Raw genomic sequence first — 15,830 nt, 5'->3', positions numbered from 1 at the left:
GGGGGCTGTCACAAATCGGATCCAGGGCGATGCAGCCCGCCGTGGGTGATGCTCTATGACTGAGGTGTTTTCTTTATGTGGCGTGAACCAATCCGGCGACGAACCCGGGAGCTTCTGCGTGAGTTCGTGGACCGGGCAGATGAGCTGGTCCGGACCCAGGAACACGTGGAGGGCCTGCTCGGTGCCGTCGTTTCCCTGACGGAAGACCTCAGCCTGGAAGTGGTGCTGGACCGGGTGGTGCAGTCCGCCTGCGAGCTCGTGGGGGCGCGCTATGGTGCCCTGGGCGTCATCGGTGACGACCAGCAGCTCAGCCACTTCATCACTGTCGGCATCGACGAAGAAGGTGCCCGGCTCATCGGCGACCTTCCCACCGGCCACGGCGTGCTGGGGCACCTGATCCGTGAGCCCAGCCCGGTGCGCCTCCATGACCTCGGCGAACACCCCATCGCGGTTGGCTTCCCGCCCGAACATCCGCCCATGAAGACCTTCCTGGGCGTCCCGGTCCGGGTGCGGGACGAAGTTTTCGGGAACCTGTACCTGACGGAAAAGACCGACGGCCAGGACTTCACGGCCGAGGACGAGGACCTTGCCGTTGCCCTCGCATCCGCCGCCGGTGTAGCCATCCAGAACGCACGGTTGTTCGAGGACAGCAAGAGCCGCCAGCGGTGGCTGGAAGCGGGCATGGACGTCAGCGACCGGCTCAAGGCCAACCCGCGGTCCGATACGAACAACCTGGACATGATCGCCGAGCGTGCACTGCACGCCTCGGCCTCGGCACTGTCCATCATCGCGTCGGTTGCCGGGGACGGGAGCCTGCGGTGCCGGACCTCCCTGGGAGTCCAGTCCATACCCGCCGGTCAGGAGCTTCCGGTGGGCGAGTCCGTAGCCGAGGTGCTCGCCACGGGGGAGTCCAGGATCGTCAAGGACCCTGCCCAGGTGTTCGACGGTGCGTCCGCCGAAAAGCTCGGACCGGTCCTGCTCGCTGCGCTGGGCAACAACATTGACGGACACCGGGACACCGTGCTGATCCTGGCGCGCCCGTCCAGCGGAAGCCGCTACACGGATGTCGATGTTGAACAAAGCGCGGTCTTCGCGTCCAGAATTGGCCTGACGCTGGATCTGCTGAGGGCCAACCAGCTGCGGGAAGAACATGCGCTGTTCATCGACCGGGAACGTATTGCAAGGGACCTGCACGACCTGGTGATCCAGCGGTTGTTCGCGGCGGGGTTGAGCATTCAGGGGCTGCGCCGCTACACCGGGGACCCCCTCGCGCACGAGCGCCGGATCGCCGGCATCACCACGGAACTGGATGACTGCATCCACCAGCTTCGCGACACCATTTACGCCCTGCAGGCCCGGGAACAGGACGGGGAGCTCCTGAGCGGACGCGTCCTGCGCGCCGTCCAGGAAGCGGCCAACGCGGCCGGGGTCCTCCCGAGGATCCAGCTCTCGGGCCCCGTCGATGACGTCGTCGGCGACGAGGTGGCCGAACAGCTGCTGCCGGTGCTGTCCGAAAGCGTCAGCAACGCCGTCAGGCATTCCGGTTGCGAGGAAATCTATGTGCACCTGTCAGTGCAGGAGGGCCATGTGGTGCTCACCGTCCGCGACCACGGGCGGGGCTTTACGAATCCCGGCCGGATCAGCGGACTGAACAACATGAAAACCCGGGCCTCCCGTGTCGGCGGGACCTGCATTATCGACAGCGCCCCCGGCAAAGGCACCAGTGTGACCTGGACGGCGCCAATCTCCGCGTGACTGCGAAGGGCCGGCCAGGCGGGGATCAGTGCAGCAGTTCCCACGCGCGCGGGATTGGCACCGGAATCAGCTGGCTGCGGCGCCGGAAGCCCAGCTTCTGCAGTACTGAGGATACACAGGCAGCCACCGACTCATCTGCCAGCACCAGCTCCTGCCCGATTTGCCGGTTGGTCAGGCCGCGGGCCATGAAAGCAAGGACGTTCCGCTCCCTCTCCGTCAGGCTGTCCAGCCAGGACGCGGAGGAAGCTGCGTAAAGGCTTTCCGCAATCCTCTCCCTCACCCCCGGCCGCAACAGTGAACTGCCGGCGGCGGCGCTGCGGATGGCATCCACCAGTTGGTTGTTGTCCCGCACCTGCTTCAGCACGTATCCAGAGGCGCCCGCCAGAACGGCTGCCCGCACGGCATGCGGTTCATCCCAACTTGTCAGGATCAGGCACCGGACTCCGGGGGCGGTGGCGCGAAGCTCGCGGCAGACTTCGATCCCGGTCCCGTCCGGGAGCCTGTCATCCAACACCGCGAGGTCAGGTTCCAGGAGGGGAATCAGGCGCGCGGCCTCTGCCGCCGATCCGCTTTCACCAGCGATAACGAACCCATCGTTTTCGAGCAGGTCCCTCAGTTCCCGCCGCACGGGTTCATGGTCATTGAGGATGAAGATCCGGGCGGTCCAGGCCGGAGACCGACGTGAATCCAATGGTGCTGCAGGTATTTCCATGAAGACGCTCTCATCGGGTCGATGGCCTCCCCAGCCGCCTTGTCAGCGCGCCCGCCCCGTTCGGAAGGATCCTCAAATGATCATTTCGTGTCCGCTACTTTAGCAGCAGGGCCAAAGGTCCGGTCCTGCCGTTTACCAGCCGTCATTAGGGATCGCCGCCGCCGGAATTGTCCGGAAGCCGGCGGGTGAGGCTGCAATGGGAGCACGTGGAGGTGTATTCCAGCCCGTTGACCCATTGGTGGGATTCCTCCAGCCGGTACTCAAACCGGCCGCCCAGCTTTTGGAGCCGGTTGAGGGCGCGGCTGGCCATCTCCCATGAGCTCCAGCTGCCGATCACGCCGCCCGTGTCCCTGAGGATCACGTTGCATCCGCCGTTCCCAAGATTGGCGGTGTCATCCACAGCGGCCAGGGGTTCGTTCCCGCCGTAGACCGCCCTGTACTCATCCACGGTTGCCATCTACACCAGCTCCGAAGCCGGATTTCAGGACGACGTCGGCGGACGGCGGTCGAGGAAAGCCTCCACTGTTTGGAGGGTGACAGCTGCGTCCTTGAAGGCGGGGCTGCCGTGCGGGTGCAGCCGGTCCAGCAGGCCGCCGTTGTACTGGAGGCGGCGGAGGGCCGTGGACACCGCGCGGCTGGCATAGGCCAGGTCGCCCTGGTGGCGGAGCAGTGCCAGGGTCATGCCCTGGATCGATGTTAGTGCGACGGCAAGAACGTTTGCGTCCATCTGCCGGCCGGCGGCCCGGTGCCGGCGCAACTGTGATGCAAACCCGTCCCACACTTCCCGCGCCGCAATCCGTGCCACTTCCGTGCGGGCTTCGTTTTCCGGCACACCGCGGCACACCAGGTCCTCATGAAGGCATTCGAACCTGCTGCCCAGTTCTTCGGCCATCCTGTCCGCCTCGCTGCCGGGGGAGGTCGAAGGCTTGAAGTTGGAAGGATGGAGGAGCATGGCGCGGCGGCGGGCTGCTTCCTCCCGCGACAGCGGGGTGTGCTCCTGGATTGATGGTCGGGCGGGACGGAGCGTGCGGATGTCAGGCATGCCGGTCCTTTCGGAGTCCAAGCGTGTGTGCATGGGAAAGTCGTGTGTGCATGGGAAAGGGGAGAAGGGGGAAAGCCGCTCCGGCCTCGCAAGCCTGAGGACCCGGACGGCGCCTCTACAAGGATGCCAAGCGTCCCGGCCCGGTTATAGGGCTGAAAGTCCCAACCTCGCAGCGGGTTGGGAAAAGGATGGCGGTTCCGGCTGAAGGCGGGGGCTTTGGGCCCTGTTTCCCCTTTGTCCCCGCCCGTAGCGTGGGTTAAGCAGCCCGCGCATGTTGGCTGCCGGAACCGGGAGGCAGACGGTGAAATCAGCGAACGCAAGCATTATTGCAGGCATTGTCCTCATTGGGCTGGGTGCCCTTCTGCTGCTGGACCGGCTGGGTGTCATGGACAGTGCCGCCATTGTTGCGCCGCTGATCTTCGCGGCCATTGGGGTTCTGTTCCTTTCCCTGTTCGTCCGGCGGCGGGAAAACTGGTGGGCGGCCATCCCTGGATCCGTGTTCCTGGGCCTGGCAGCCGTCATCACCGCCACCCAGCTCACGGGCGGGGCATGGGGCGCGGCCTTCCTGTTCCTTTTCATGGGGGCCGGCTTCGCCGCGGTGTTCGTGCGGGAACGCACCAACTGGTGGGCGCTGATCCCGTCCGGCGTCATGCTCACGCTGGCGGTCATCGTGGCCCTTCCGCAGGAGCTGCAGGGCATGCCGACCGCCGCGGTCCTCTTCCTGGGCCTGGCGGCCACCTTTGGCTTGCTTTCCCTGGTCCCGGTCCACAGCGCCGGGCACGTCGCCGACCACCCCGCGGAAAGGATGAAGTGGCCGCTGATCCCGGCGGCGGTCCTCACGGTCATGGGGTTGATCTTTGCCCTCCAGGCAACGGTGGTGTTCATTTCCCTGGACTTTGCTTTCCCGGCCATCATGATCGCGGCCGGGATCACCCTGATGGTTTATGCCTATATCGCCCACCGGGACGGACGGCAGAAGACACACCGCACCGGTCCGCGGGCGGGCTGAGCCTGCCGCCTACCGGGCTGAGCCTGCCGCTTACCGTACTTGGCTGGAAGGGCGCAGCAGCGTGGGCCCACACATGCAGGAACATTCCGGCGAAGGTAGCCAGGAATGCCGCGAGCGCCAACCACAGCTCCGCCCGGCCGATGGCTGCCACCAACGGCATCTGGTCGGCGCGGCCCAGATAAATCCCGGCCACTGCGTACATGCCGAGGGGGAAGACCACGCTCCACAGGCCCGGCTCGTAGGACAACGGCACCCGGTGGACCATGTGCCGCCACCAGCCGGCGGCGATGAGTACCGGCAACAGCCACGAGGCGAAGGACCAGAACACCACGGAGGCACCTGCCACCAGCCCGCGGGTCGCATCCACCATGGGGGCTCCCGCCATCTCCACGATCCGCGCTCCCGCCAGGACGCTGATGGCCATGGCGCCCATAGCCACGAAGTACTGCGGGCGCAGATCCTCCGGCCGGAACAGCGTCCGCACCGCCTGGTTCGCGCGGGAGGCGAAGGAGTGCCGGGCGTCAGTGGCCGTGTCCATGCCCCCAGCTTAGGCTGCTGCATCCGGCAGCCACGGTCCGCGAGATGGCACTTCGCCGCAGTGCCGGGCAGGATCATTGCCGTCATATGTCATCTCGCGGGGGACTTGCCTACGGTTTTCCGCCGCCAGCTTCGGCCCGTGCCCAGTGCTCCCTGAGCAGCGCGGCAACCCGTTGCGGCTCAATCCGGTGCGGGGGATCGAAATGGTGCCGGTCGGGAAACACCTCAAGCCGGAAGTCAGGGAAGACCTGGCCCAGGCGCCTGGCGTTGTCGGCGTAGTCATCAGGATTGCTTTTGCCTCCCAGGATGAACAGCACCGGACGGTCGAAGGAGGCCAGGCGGTCCCGGTCCAGGTTGTACGACGTGAAGGTCCTGATGAACGCGCCGATCCCTGCCGGCCGTTTGGCCATCCACGGCGGCGGCGGGCCGGGCGGCGGAGGCGGCAGGACGACGTCGTCCCTCACGCCCAGCCGCATGAAGGCGCGGATGAACTCCTCCGGCGGAAGTCCGTCCAACTGGTCATATTTCTTCCACAGTGCCCTGTGCCCCGGGCTCCAGTCCCAGGTGCCTGCCCATGCGGGTTCGAGCAGTGCCAGGCTGCGGAGCCGTTCGGGGTGCGATGCCGTCAGGGCCAGGGTGGCTGAGCCGCCGCCGGAGTATCCCACCAGGTGGAAGGTATCCCAGCCGCGCCGGTCGGCCTCGCGGAGCACGCCGTCCGCCTCGGTGTCCAGGTTCCAGTCCGGCGGCGGTGCATCCCCGGCGTAAAGCTCCAGGTCCTTTGCAGCGGCTTCCACTCCTGGTCCCAGCGCCTCCAGCAGGCCGCCGTAGGCAGGGCCGGCGGGAAGGACACTTCCCGGCAGCAGGATCACGCGGACCGGTTCCATGGCAATCACTTCCGCAGGCTACTTCGCTGCCGCCCGGGCAGTCCTGGCTGTCCTTGCCTTGGGTTCCTTGGGGTCTTTGGGCGGCAGGGACGCGATGTAGCCCAGCGCCTTTTCGGCCCATGCCCGCGCCCGGGTGTCGTCGCCGTCGCCCTCTTCATTCCAGACCTCCGGCAGGCCGGTGTATCCGCCCATGGGCCGCTCCGCCGGGCCGAACGGCACGGTCCGCTCGGATGACTCCAGCATCTCCTTGTCCTCCGGGGAGAGCTTCACGCCGATGGTGGACCCGAACAGCCCGGCGAACATGTTGCCGTTGATGAACGCGCCGAGGTTGCCGAACATCGGCTTCACCACCACCCCCGGATGGTCAGGGACCACGCGCCGGAACCGTTCTTTGTCTTCCTCGCTTGCCTTGGGCATCTCCATGGCTTCATCTCCCGGTGGCAGGGTATTTCCGCAGGATCTGGATGCAGGATATGCCTATTCGCAGGCGGGGTCGAGGGTCTGTGGACCCCATGGCGCAGGCCACAAAAATCCCGGGCTGAGCAGGTCAAACTTCCCTGCGGAGTGCTATATATAGCTCAAGGCAACTATTCTTTGGCTGCCCCGCCAGGTCGCATGGATCCGGGAGTTTCCGGGGGCTGGAGGCAACGGTGCTGAACATGCCGGACTCCGCCCCGGCCGAAAAGATTCCCGCCCGGCCCGCCGCCTTCCCCGCCCGGCCCGCCGCCCTTCCCGCCCGGCCCGCCGCCCTTCCCGCCCGGCCCGCCGCCGGGCTCGCGCTGCTGGCCCTCGCCGCGCTGGCCTTCCTTACGGGCTGCAGCGGCGGCGTTGGCGGGTCGGTGTCCACGGCCGTGAAGGACAGCTCCTCCGCCGTGGCCACGGCACGGATCGCCCTGCGCCAGGACATGGACGGCAAGCTCACGCAAGCGGCCACCGCCACCAGCCTGGACGACGGCCTCAAGGAGGTGGAGACGAGCAGGAGCAGTGTCCTGAAGCTCTCACCGGCAACGCAGGAGGAGCGCGTGGTGCAGAAGCAGGCACTGGACGTGCTGGACCAGTGCGCCGCGGGTTTCGCCACGGCGCGTGCCGCCCTGGCAGCGAACGACGGCGGCAGCCCCTCGCTCTCCGACGGTGACAAGGCGCTCGCGGACGCGCAGGACGCCCTGAAGCAGCTCGAAGGCACGGTGGGGTCCCGGTGAAGCGGCTGCTCGGCGTCGCGCTCGGGGTCCTCACCGCCATCGGCGGGTTCGTGGACATTGGGGATTTAGTGACCAACGCCGTGGTCGGTTCCCGCTTCGGCCTGTCAATGGTGTGGGTGGTGGTCGTCGGCGTGGTGGGCATCTGCCTGTTCGCCAACATGTCCGGCCGGGTGGCGGCGGCATCGGGGCGGGCCACCTTCGAAGTGATCCGCGAACGCCTTGGCGCGCGGGCAGGCCTGGCCAACCTCTCGGCGTCGTTCCTGATCAACCTGATGACCGTCACCGCGGAGTTGGGCGGCATTGCCCTTGCCCTGCAGCTGGCCAGCAGTGTGTATTACATTCTGTGGATCCCGGTAGCGGCACTGGCCGTGTGGCTGGTCATCTGGCGCGTGAGGTTCACCATCATGGAAAACGTGACTGGGTTGCTGGGTCTGTCACTGATCACCTTCATCGTGGCGCTGTTCCTGCTGAAGCCCGATTGGGGCGCCTTGGCGGGGCAGCTGATGCCCGCCGTCCCGGAGCAGGAAACCGTGTGGACATACAGCTACTACGCCATTGCCCTGTTTGGCGCAGCCATGACTCCCTACGAAGTTTTCTTCTTTTCCTCCGGCGCAGTGGAGGAAGGCTGGACCGTGAAGGACCTGGTGCAGGAACGGATCAACGTCCTGGTGGGGTTCCCGCTGGGCGGCCTGCTGTCCGTGGCCATCGCCGCGTGCGCCACGGTGGTGCTCCTGCCGGCCGGCATCTCCGTTACGTCCCTGTCCCAGGTGGTGCTCCCCGTGGCGGAGGGGGCCGGCAAACTGGGCCTGGCCATCCTGCTGGTGGGCTTCGTTGCCGCAACCTTTGGCGCCGCCCTGGAAACCACCCTCTCGTCCGGCTACACCCTGGCCCAGTTCTTCGGCTGGTCCTGGGGCAAGTTCCGGCGGCCGGCGCAAGCCGCCCGATTCCACCTTTCGATGATCGTTTGCTTGCTGATCGGCATCGCGGTCCTGGCTACCGGCGTGGACCCGGTGCAGGTGACCGAATACTCCGTGGTGTTCTCCGCCATTGCCCTGCCGCTGACGTACCTGCCCGTCCTCATCGTGGCCAACGACCCCCAGTACATGCGCGAGCACGTGAACGGGCGCGCGGTCAACGTGCTGGGGATGGTCTATCTGGTGATCATCCTGGTGGCCTCGCTCGCCGCCATTCCGCTCATGATTGTGACAGGAGCCGGCTCATGACACCGCCGTCAGCCCCGCTGCCGCCGGTGCCGCGCGTGGCCGGCCGCATCCTCGACGCGCAGCTTCACCTCATGGACCGGCAGGTCCTGGACCACGACGGCGTCCCGGTCACCACCGTGGATGACCTCGAGGTGAGCGGGCCTGCTTTGGACGTGGAGATTGAGCCGGGGACGCCGCCGCCGGTCATCACGGCCCTGCTGACCGGGGCGGTGCTGGGCACGCGCATCTTTGGCGGCAGGGCGCCGTCGTCCAGGCTGATCCGCATCCCATGGAAGGACGTGGCGGAAGTGGAGGTGGTGGTGCGGCTTGGCGTGAGCGGCGAACCGCTGGACGCCAGCTGGGTGGAACGGTGGGTGCGGGACAAGATCATCGCGCGGATTCCGGGAGGCCGCCATGATCCTCGGTGACCTGCTGGGGACGCCGGTCCACGACCCCGACGGCGGACGGCTGGGCCGCGTTGCCGACGCCCGGTTCGTGCTGGACGGGCCGCCGCACCAGCTGATGGCGGAGCCGCGGCTCATGGGGCTGGTGGTCAGCCCGCACAGCGTTGCATCGTTCCTGGGGTACGAGCGGAACGGCCTCACCCGGCCCTGGCTGCTGGCCCGGATACTGCGGTGGCGGCACCGCGGCTCGTTCCTGGTGCTGTGGGAGGACATCGCCATGGTGGGCCCGCGCTCGGTCCGGCTCCGCCCCGGATTCACCCGTTACAACACGATGCTGGAGGGCGGCGGGCAGGTTTAGTGGCGCTGAACAGGTGCGGAATTAGGTGTGGGGCGAATCTCCTGTAGTGTTGATCCTGTTGTTGTGTTTATGCAGTTGGTAGTTCAGGCAGTACGCGCGGTCGAAAGTCCGTGTTCTTCTGAAGTAGCGGTTTTTGAACACCCCACGCCGGAGGGCCCGAAAGTCGGGATTTTCCCTCCACCTTCACGAAGGACAAAAATAATGGCTACTGGTACCGTCAAATGGTTTTAACGCTGAAAAGGGCTTCGGCTTCATCTCCCCGGACGACTCCTCGCAGGACGTTTTCGCGCACTACTCCGCGATCAACTCCTCCGGCTTCCGCTCCCTCGAAGAGAACCAGAAGGTTTCCTTCGACACCGAGCAGGGCCCCAAGGGTCCCCAGGCCACCAACATCCAGGCTCTCTAATTTCCTAGAGTTCCGGGACCGTTAGGTTTCCAAGCAGGGCTTGCCGTTTTGAACGGCAGGCCCTGCTTTTGTTTAACCCACGTGTGCCAGTTCCTTCTCTAAGGGGCTGGTCGCTGGCATTGGGGCCTGCGCGTTGCACAGTATTTTCCCTAGCCGCGCCGTCTCGACAAGTTGCAAATACAGGAGCACTGTTGAAGGTGCACGCGCCTTCAGCATGCACACCAGCGCCGTGGGCGGCGTCTGGCGAAATGGATACTTGCGCGGCACCAGTTGGGGTGGTGCATGTCCGGCCCGAAAATCGGCCGACACTGGCTGCCCGCGCTCCCCGGCATCGGCAGCCAGCACCTTCACTCCGACAAACAGTGGCCGGTAGGCCAGTCACGCAATGGGTCGAATCGGCTACAGCTGCACATCGGCATTTATCAGATCGCCGTTTAAGAAAGCATTGCTATGAAGCACTATCGGGGAACCACACCGAGATCCAACAAACTGGCATTCATTGTCGCATTCGCTGTTGCACTACTCGCCTCCTTGGCTGCAGCCGGCCCCACATCGGCGGACGGAGGGGACCACCGGACCTGGCAGGTGCAAGTGGGCTCTGAATCGCGCGACCAGGAGATCCAGGGGATGGCGTTCCTTCCCTCGGAGATCTTTGTCAATAAGCGGGACACGATCACGTGGCACGCAAACTCCGCGGAAATCCACACGGTGACGTTCCTGGCTTCGGGACAGTCGCTGCAACCATTCAATCCGTTCAGCAAGGACGAGTTGCTGAAGCGCGGAGGGGACAGCTACGACGGGCATTCGTACTACAATTCCGGCCTCCTGGCCAACGTGGACGTCCCAGGCTTCCCCGATGCGAGGAGTTACAGCCTGTCGTTCCCGCGGAAAGGCGACTTCACGTACTACTGCCTGGTCCACGGCATGGTGATGAAGGGAACGGTCCATGTACGCGACCGGAGCACGGACTACCCCTACAGCCAGGCGGACTACGACAAGGCATCGAGGGCCCAGGAGAGGTCCATCCTCCGGGACGGGCAGCAACTGGACGCATCCCTGGCGCAGCAGGCCAGCAACCACAAAGTCATAGCGGGCGGTGACGACGGCGTCGCGATGGTCATGCGCTTCGTCCGGCCGACCGTGACGGTGCACGTGGGTGCAGAAGTCGTGTTCGCCAATACCGGTATGGGCGCTCCCCATACGGTCACCTTTGGCACCGAACCAGCGGATATATTCGCGCCGTCCGGCGATCCGACACAGTTCACCGGCGGCGACCTCAATTCGGGAATCATGTGGCCCGAGGATGAGTTCACGGTGACGTTTAAGGCAAAGGGAACGTTCGAGTACATCTGCGCACTCCATGACTACATGGGCATGGTGGGCAAGGTGAGGGTCGTCGACTGACGCCGACCACCTTTGCGGTCCGGCTGGGGCGGTTGCCCCGGCCGGACCGCCTGTTTTTAACAGGAGTCAGTGCAGCCCCATCGCCTCCCGCACCTCATCGAGGATGTGGTGCATGGCGCGTTCAGCCTCCGCGGTATCGCCGCCGGCTACGGCCGTCGCAACGGCCTCGTGCGCCTGCAGTGCCTCGCTCCGCGGCTTGAACGGCATGAGCCCCTGCCGGGTCCGGCTGGTCAGGACCTCCGCGATCATCCCTTCCAGGGCGCGGAACATTTCATTGCCGCAGCTTCGCAGCAGCAGCTGATGGAAAGCGATATCGGCGGCCAGGAAGGCCTGGAGGTCGCCGGCCTCGCCCACCCGGCGGAGGTCGTGGGCCAGGGACACCAGTTGTGCACGCTCCGCGGCGCTGGCCCTGCGTGCCGCGCCCGCGGCGGCGATGGGTTCGACGGCGATGCGCAGCTCGGTGAGGCTGCTGTACTGCAGGTCCCGCCGGTCCGAAGCCAGCCGCCAGCGCACCAGGTTGGGGTCGAAAACGTTCCAGAGTGAGGGTTCCTGCACCACGATGCCGACGCGCCGCCGCGAGTAGACCAGGTTCATTGATTCCAGGACCTTCATGGTGTCCCGGGCAACGGTTCGCGAAATTCCGTACTCGTGCTGCAGCCCTTCGAGGGTGAGCCGGGTGCCGGGGACGAGTTCCCCGGAAGCTATCGCAACCCCCACCGCCTCAATAACCCGGCCCTGCGCCGCCGGGGAGGGACCGCCGTCGTGCACTTCATCGCCGTCCTGGACTGTCGCCGTCGACATTTTTCTCCCCGTTCCGTTACGCGCCGCTGCGCCCTCCCAGAATAGCTGGAAACCGGCAAAGGTATGACTTATGACACGAATAGATAGCATCTTTGAGCAAGAAAGGTGATACCTTATCGCTTGGCCCGATGAACACCGGGCCGGCAGCGAGCTTCTTCGAAAGCCAAAGACGTCTTCTCCGGAGGTATGACATGCAGTATCCAGCCACGCACCTGGTGGTCATGGGCGTTGCCGGTTCCGGCAAATCCACCCTGGCAGCCGCCCTGTCCCAACAGCTGGGATGGGCCTGCGCCGAAGCGGATGAATTCCACCCGGAAGTGAACATCACCAAGATGAGCCAGGGCATTGCCCTCCAGGATGAGGACCGCTGGCCCTGGCTCGAGGAGATCCGCAGCTGGATGACCGCTCAGGCTGCTGCCGGCAAGAGCACCGTCCTCACCTGCTCCGCGCTTAAGCGCGGCTACCGCGAGCTGCTCTCCGGCGCAGAAGGCCGGGTCATCTTCCTCCACCTCGACGGCGGCGCGGACCTGATCAGCCAGCGGATGCAGGGGCGCGTGGGCCACTTCATGCCGCCCACCCTGCTGCCCAGCCAGCTGGCAACCCTTGAGCCACTCAGCCAGGAAGAGCTGGACGCAGGCAGCCTCCGCCTCGACATCTCGCGCTCACCCGAAGAGCTGGTCGCCGCCGTCGTACGGGCCCTCAACCTCCCCTCCGGCCAGGCGCCCACAGCGTCCTGACCCCCCCATTCCCCAACCCTGTTTCAAAGGAGAACCATGACCATCGAAGGATGGACCCAGACGATGGGCGCAGGCCCCCTGCTGCTCATCGCCGCGGCGGCAATTCTTGTGCTGCTGTTCCTGATCATCCGGCTGCGGATGCACGCCCTGATCGCCCTGATCCTCATCAGCCTCGCCACCGCCTTCGCCACCGGCATCCCCGCCAACCAGGTGGTCCCGGTCCTGGTCAACGGCTTCGGCACCACCCTGGGAACGGTGGCACTGCTGGTGGGCCTGGGCGCCATGCTGGGCCGGATCGTGGAAACCAGCGGCGGCGCCAAGGTGCTGGCCGATTATTTGATCGGCGTCTTCGGTGAAAAGCGCGCGCCGTTCGCACTGGGTCTGGCTTCGCTGATCTTTGGCTTCCCCATCTTCTTCGACGCCGGCCTGGTGGTCATGCTGCCGGTGGTCTTCGCCGTCGCCCACCGCCTGGGCGGGGGAGTGCTGCGCTACGGGCTCCCCGCAGCCGGCGCCTTCTCGGTGATGCACATCTTCCTGCCGCCGCACCCGGGTCCGGTCTCCGCCGCGGCCTTCTTCGACGCCAACATCGGCCTGGTGCTGATTGCCGGCCTCATCACAGCCATCCCCACCTGGTACGTCACCGCCTACCTGTACGGCCTGTACACCGGCCGGAAGCTGGTCCTCCCGGTTCCCGAAATCCTGGGCCACGCCAGTGCCGACGCCGAGGCCCACCCGCCAAAGTTCCGCACCATCATCGGGCTGCTGCTCCTGCCGCTGGTCCTGATCTTCCTCAACACCGGGCTGAACACCCTGGCTTCCTCCGGGGCCCTGGATGCGTCCGTCAAGAAGGAACAGTGGTTCCAGGTCCTGCGCACCATCGGTGAAACCCCCGTGGCGCTGCTGATTGCCGTGCTCGCGGCGCTGTTCGTGCTCGGCACCCGCCGCGGCCGCGACGCCGGAGCCCTGGAGCAGCTGCTCGAATCCTCCCTGGGACCGGTCTGCTCGGTCATCCTGATCACCGGCGCCGGCGGCATGTTCGGCGGCGTCCTGCGCACCTCCGGCATCGGCAAGGCGCTGGCGGATGTCCTGGGCAACCTGGGCATCCCGCTGATCCTGGCCGGATTCCTGATCTCCGCCATCCTGCGCATCGCCCAGGGCTCAGCCACTGTGGCCCTGACAACCACCGCCGGCCTCATTGCCCCCGCCGTGGCGGCGGGCGGCCTGAACGGCATGCAGATCGCCGCCATGGTAATCGCCGTCGCCGCCGGATCCGTGGTGGTCTCCCACGTCAACGACTCCGGCTTCTGGCTGGTGGGCCGGTTCTTCGGCATGGACGTCAAGACCACCCTGAAGACCTGGACCGTGATGGAAACCCTGATCGGCGTGATGGGCTTCGCCATCGCCGCTGCCATCTTCCTGGTTGCCGGCGTGGTGGGCTGACGCTTCACGCTCAGTGGCGGCGGGGCGGCTGGTGGGAACACCGGCCGCCCCGCCGTCGTTGTTCCCCTTGGCGTGCTTTCCCTATGCGCCGCCCGCCAAGCAAAGGACACCCCTTGACTCCTCGCACCATCGTGATCACCGGCGCCAGCGACGGCATTGGAGCGGCAGCCGCACGGACGCTGGCCAAGGCAGGGGAGCAGGTGGTCGTCGTCGGCCGTTCCGCCGAAAAGACCCGCACCCTGGCGGGGGAGATCGGTGCAGACTTCTACCTCGCCGACTTCGCCGACCTGGCGCAGGTGCGTGAACTCGCCGCCAAACTCGAGGGAAAGTACCCCCGGATCGATGTGCTGGCCAACAACGCCGGCGGCATCATGGGCAAGCGCACGCTGACCGTGGACGGCAACGAATCGACATTCCAGGTCAACCACCTGGCACCATTCCTGCTGACCACGCTCCTCATGGACACGCTCACCGCAAGCAATGCCAAGGTGGTCAACACCTCCAGCGCCGCCAACAACTTCGGCAAGCTTGACCTGTTCGACCTCACCGCGGAATACGGCTACAGCACCAACCGCGCCTACGGCACGGGCAAGCTCGCCAACATCCTCTTCACGTCCGAGCTGCACCGCCGCTTCCATGACCGGGGCATCACGACGGCGGCGTTCCACCCCGGCGTGGTCCGCACCAACTTCGCGGCGGAGTCCGGGAGTCCATGGCGGCACGCCTACACCACCCTGCTGAACCGCTTCATGCTCAGCCCCGACCAGGGCGCAGACACCATGCTCTGGCTCATCAACGGCACCCCCGGCACGGACTGGATTTCCGGCGCCTACTACGCCAAGCGCGCCCTGGCGAAGGCCAACCCGCAGGCGTACGACGCCGAGCTGGCCCGCGGCCTGTGGGAGAAGAGCGAAGAGCTGGTCAAGGCCTTCGTCTAGCCCTACCGCTCGCAGGCCAGGCCGTCGTGGTCGGCGTCCAGCCCATAGATGTCGCTGCCAATGACCTGGATGGGACCGCGGACGTAGGCAGGCCCGTTGCCGCTTCCGCCGGCGCAGTCCACGTCGGAGGCGATGGGAACGCAGCCTGAATAGTTGGGGTCGCAGCCCGGATTGGTGCCCGGAACGGCAGGCGCAACGGGAGCCGGGGGCGCAGCGGCCTTTGCTGCTGCGTCCGCCGCTGCCTTTTGAGCGGTTGCCTGTGCTGCCGCAGCATCCTGGGCGGCCTTGACTTCCGCTGCCTGCCGGGCGGCCTCCGCGGCGGCTGCGTCAGCGGCAGCTTTGTCCGCCGCGGCTTTGTCGGCTGCCGCCTTATCTGCGGCTGCCTTGTCCGCGGCTGCCTTCGCTGCGGCAGCGGCCGCCAGCTTCTCCGTGACCCGCTTGGACTGCGCGGCGTCCAGCCACACCAGCCTGCCGGATTCGTCCTTGGTACAGACATAGGTGGTGCCGGCGGAAACCTGCTGCCCATTCGCGGTGGTGCAGGGCGTATCGGCAATCGGTGTCGCCGTAGGTGTTGCGGTGGCAGTTTCGCTGGCGGTGCCGGCAGCGGCGGTCAGCGACGCCTGGGGTGCCCCGCAGCCGGCCAGCAGGAGCACGACGGCGGCAGAGGCCCCGGCGGTCAGCGCTTTGTTGGTGCCCTTCCGCCAGGCAGACCCGGCGGTCAGCGCTTTGTTGGAGCCCTTCCGCCAGGCAGACTCGGCGCTCAGTGCGTCTTCCTGACGACAGGTGCGGGGCGCGGAAGTGCGGATAATTTCAGGCATGGTTCCCCCAAATGCGTGTGCTGGATGCGAAGTGCACGGCCAGCGTAGCTACGCCCGCCTGGCCGGAGCGGTTTAAGCGCAAATCTTGACGCATTCCTGAGCCAACCCTGCAGGTTCCGGCTTTGCCCTGCACGCCATGACCGGATTGCGTCACTTATCGGCACTTTCCGGTCAGCCCTCCCGG

The 15,830-nt window shown here is 66.2% G+C and carries 18 protein-coding genes and 1 pseudogene; 11 read left to right on the top strand and 8 right to left on the bottom strand.

Annotated features, from left to right (window positions below):
- Positions 1 to 75 precede the first annotated feature (75 nt).
- Positions 76 to 1,755 (top strand): GAF domain-containing sensor histidine kinase, encoded by a 1,680-nt coding sequence (locus tag QFZ60_RS15040; protein ID WP_307091437.1) that lies wholly within the window; start codon positions 76 to 78, stop codon positions 1,753 to 1,755.
- Positions 1,756 to 1,780: 25 nt separating this feature from the next.
- Here QFZ60_RS15040 and QFZ60_RS15035 read toward each other — a convergent pair whose 3' ends face one another.
- The 3 genes from QFZ60_RS15035 to QFZ60_RS15025 form a co-directional block, all read right to left on the bottom strand.
- Positions 1,781 to 2,467 carry a response regulator transcription factor gene (locus QFZ60_RS15035; protein ID WP_307091435.1) on the bottom strand — a complete coding sequence of 229 codons (687 nt, stop codon included), beginning with the start codon at positions 2,465 to 2,467 and terminating at the stop codon, positions 1,781 to 1,783.
- Between the two features lie 145 nt (positions 2,468 to 2,612).
- Entirely contained in the window at positions 2,613 to 2,924 is a 312-nt protein-coding gene (locus tag QFZ60_RS15030) for a hypothetical protein (protein ID WP_307091433.1), read from the bottom strand.
- Positions 2,925 to 2,948: 24 nt separating this feature from the next.
- Positions 2,949 to 3,509, bottom strand: a complete 561-nt coding sequence (locus tag QFZ60_RS15025; RefSeq protein WP_307091431.1) for a hypothetical protein — start codon at positions 3,507 to 3,509, stop codon at positions 2,949 to 2,951.
- Positions 3,510 to 3,810: 301 nt separating this feature from the next.
- Here QFZ60_RS15025 and QFZ60_RS15020 point away from each other — a divergent pair, with 301 nt between their 5' ends.
- On the top strand, positions 3,811 to 4,518 hold the full coding sequence (locus QFZ60_RS15020; RefSeq protein ID WP_307091429.1) for a hypothetical protein: 708 nt from the start codon (positions 3,811 to 3,813) through the stop codon (positions 4,516 to 4,518).
- Here the strand turns inward: QFZ60_RS15020 and QFZ60_RS15015 are convergent.
- The 3 genes from QFZ60_RS15015 to QFZ60_RS15005 all read right to left on the bottom strand — a co-directional run bounded on the left by QFZ60_RS15015 (position 4,439) and on the right by QFZ60_RS15005 (position 6,362).
- Positions 4,439 to 5,056, bottom strand: coding sequence for a tellurite resistance/C4-dicarboxylate transporter family protein (locus QFZ60_RS15015; RefSeq protein ID WP_307091427.1), 618 nt, complete (start codon positions 5,054 to 5,056; stop codon positions 4,439 to 4,441). The genes QFZ60_RS15020 and QFZ60_RS15015 overlap by 80 nt on opposite strands.
- 109 nt (positions 5,057 to 5,165) lie before the next feature.
- Positions 5,166 to 5,939 (bottom strand): alpha/beta fold hydrolase, encoded by a 774-nt coding sequence (locus QFZ60_RS15010; RefSeq protein ID WP_307093333.1) that lies wholly within the window; start codon positions 5,937 to 5,939, stop codon positions 5,166 to 5,168.
- Between the two features lie 18 nt (positions 5,940 to 5,957).
- Positions 5,958 to 6,362, bottom strand: a complete 405-nt coding sequence (locus tag QFZ60_RS15005) for a TfoX/Sxy family protein (RefSeq protein WP_307091426.1) — start codon at positions 6,360 to 6,362, stop codon at positions 5,958 to 5,960.
- 236 nt (positions 6,363 to 6,598) lie between these two features.
- On the opposite strand from QFZ60_RS15005, the gene QFZ60_RS15000 reads away from it, so the two are divergent.
- From QFZ60_RS15000 to QFZ60_RS14975, 6 genes and pseudogenes are all read left to right on the top strand, one after another.
- Positions 6,599 to 7,138, top strand: a complete 540-nt coding sequence (locus tag QFZ60_RS15000; RefSeq protein WP_307091424.1) for a hypothetical protein — start codon at positions 6,599 to 6,601, stop codon at positions 7,136 to 7,138.
- Positions 7,135 to 8,361 (top strand): Nramp family divalent metal transporter, encoded by a 1,227-nt coding sequence (locus QFZ60_RS14995; protein WP_307091423.1) that lies wholly within the window; start codon positions 7,135 to 7,137, stop codon positions 8,359 to 8,361. Before QFZ60_RS15000 ends, QFZ60_RS14995 begins: the two co-directional genes overlap by 4 nt.
- The gene (locus tag QFZ60_RS14990) at positions 8,358 to 8,768 is read left to right on the top strand and encodes a hypothetical protein (RefSeq protein ID WP_307091422.1); all 411 of its coding nucleotides are present in this window, start codon (positions 8,358 to 8,360) and stop codon (positions 8,766 to 8,768) included. The genes QFZ60_RS14995 and QFZ60_RS14990 overlap by 4 nt, the downstream gene beginning before the upstream one ends.
- Entirely contained in the window at positions 8,755 to 9,102 is a 348-nt protein-coding gene (locus QFZ60_RS14985; protein WP_307091421.1) for a PRC-barrel domain-containing protein, read from the top strand. The genes QFZ60_RS14990 and QFZ60_RS14985 overlap by 14 nt, the downstream gene beginning before the upstream one ends.
- A 201-nt stretch (positions 9,103 to 9,303) precedes the next feature.
- Positions 9,304 to 9,508, top strand: a pseudogene (locus QFZ60_RS14980) (cold-shock protein).
- 591 nt (positions 9,509 to 10,099) lie between these two features.
- Positions 10,100 to 10,912, top strand: a complete 813-nt coding sequence (locus QFZ60_RS14975; protein WP_307091420.1) for a plastocyanin/azurin family copper-binding protein — start codon at positions 10,100 to 10,102, stop codon at positions 10,910 to 10,912.
- A gap of 66 nt (positions 10,913 to 10,978) precedes the next feature.
- Here the strand turns inward: QFZ60_RS14975 and QFZ60_RS14970 are convergent, their stop codons facing one another.
- Positions 10,979 to 11,713, bottom strand: coding sequence for a FadR/GntR family transcriptional regulator (locus QFZ60_RS14970; RefSeq protein WP_307091419.1), 735 nt, complete (start codon positions 11,711 to 11,713; stop codon positions 10,979 to 10,981).
- A 191-nt stretch (positions 11,714 to 11,904) separates the two neighbouring features.
- Between QFZ60_RS14970 and QFZ60_RS14965 the strand changes: the two genes are divergently transcribed.
- The 3 genes from QFZ60_RS14965 (at position 11,905) to QFZ60_RS14955 (ending at position 14,828) form a co-directional block, all read left to right on the top strand.
- On the top strand, positions 11,905 to 12,450 hold the full coding sequence (locus tag QFZ60_RS14965; protein ID WP_307091418.1) for a gluconokinase: 546 nt from the start codon (positions 11,905 to 11,907) through the stop codon (positions 12,448 to 12,450).
- 36 nt (positions 12,451 to 12,486) lie between these two features.
- Positions 12,487 to 13,890 (top strand): GntP family permease, encoded by a 1,404-nt coding sequence (locus QFZ60_RS14960; protein ID WP_307091417.1) that lies wholly within the window; start codon positions 12,487 to 12,489, stop codon positions 13,888 to 13,890.
- Between the two features lie 113 nt (positions 13,891 to 14,003).
- Entirely contained in the window at positions 14,004 to 14,828 is an 825-nt protein-coding gene (locus QFZ60_RS14955) for an SDR family NAD(P)-dependent oxidoreductase (protein WP_307091416.1), read from the top strand.
- Positions 14,829 to 14,830: 2 nt separating this feature from the next.
- Here the strand turns inward: QFZ60_RS14955 and QFZ60_RS14950 are convergent, their stop codons facing one another.
- Positions 14,831 to 15,646: a hypothetical protein gene (locus tag QFZ60_RS14950; protein WP_307091415.1), complete on the bottom strand. Its 816-nt coding sequence runs from the start codon at positions 15,644 to 15,646 to the stop codon at positions 14,831 to 14,833.
- Between the last annotated feature and the right edge of the window lie 184 nt (positions 15,647 to 15,830).

This window comes from Arthrobacter sp. B2I5 (genome assembly GCF_030816735.1).
In the GTDB taxonomy this organism is placed as follows: domain Bacteria; phylum Actinomycetota; class Actinomycetes; order Actinomycetales; family Micrococcaceae; genus Arthrobacter.
The sequence above is the reverse complement of the archived record's forward strand: the minus strand, read 5'-3'. Positions and strand labels throughout refer to the sequence as shown.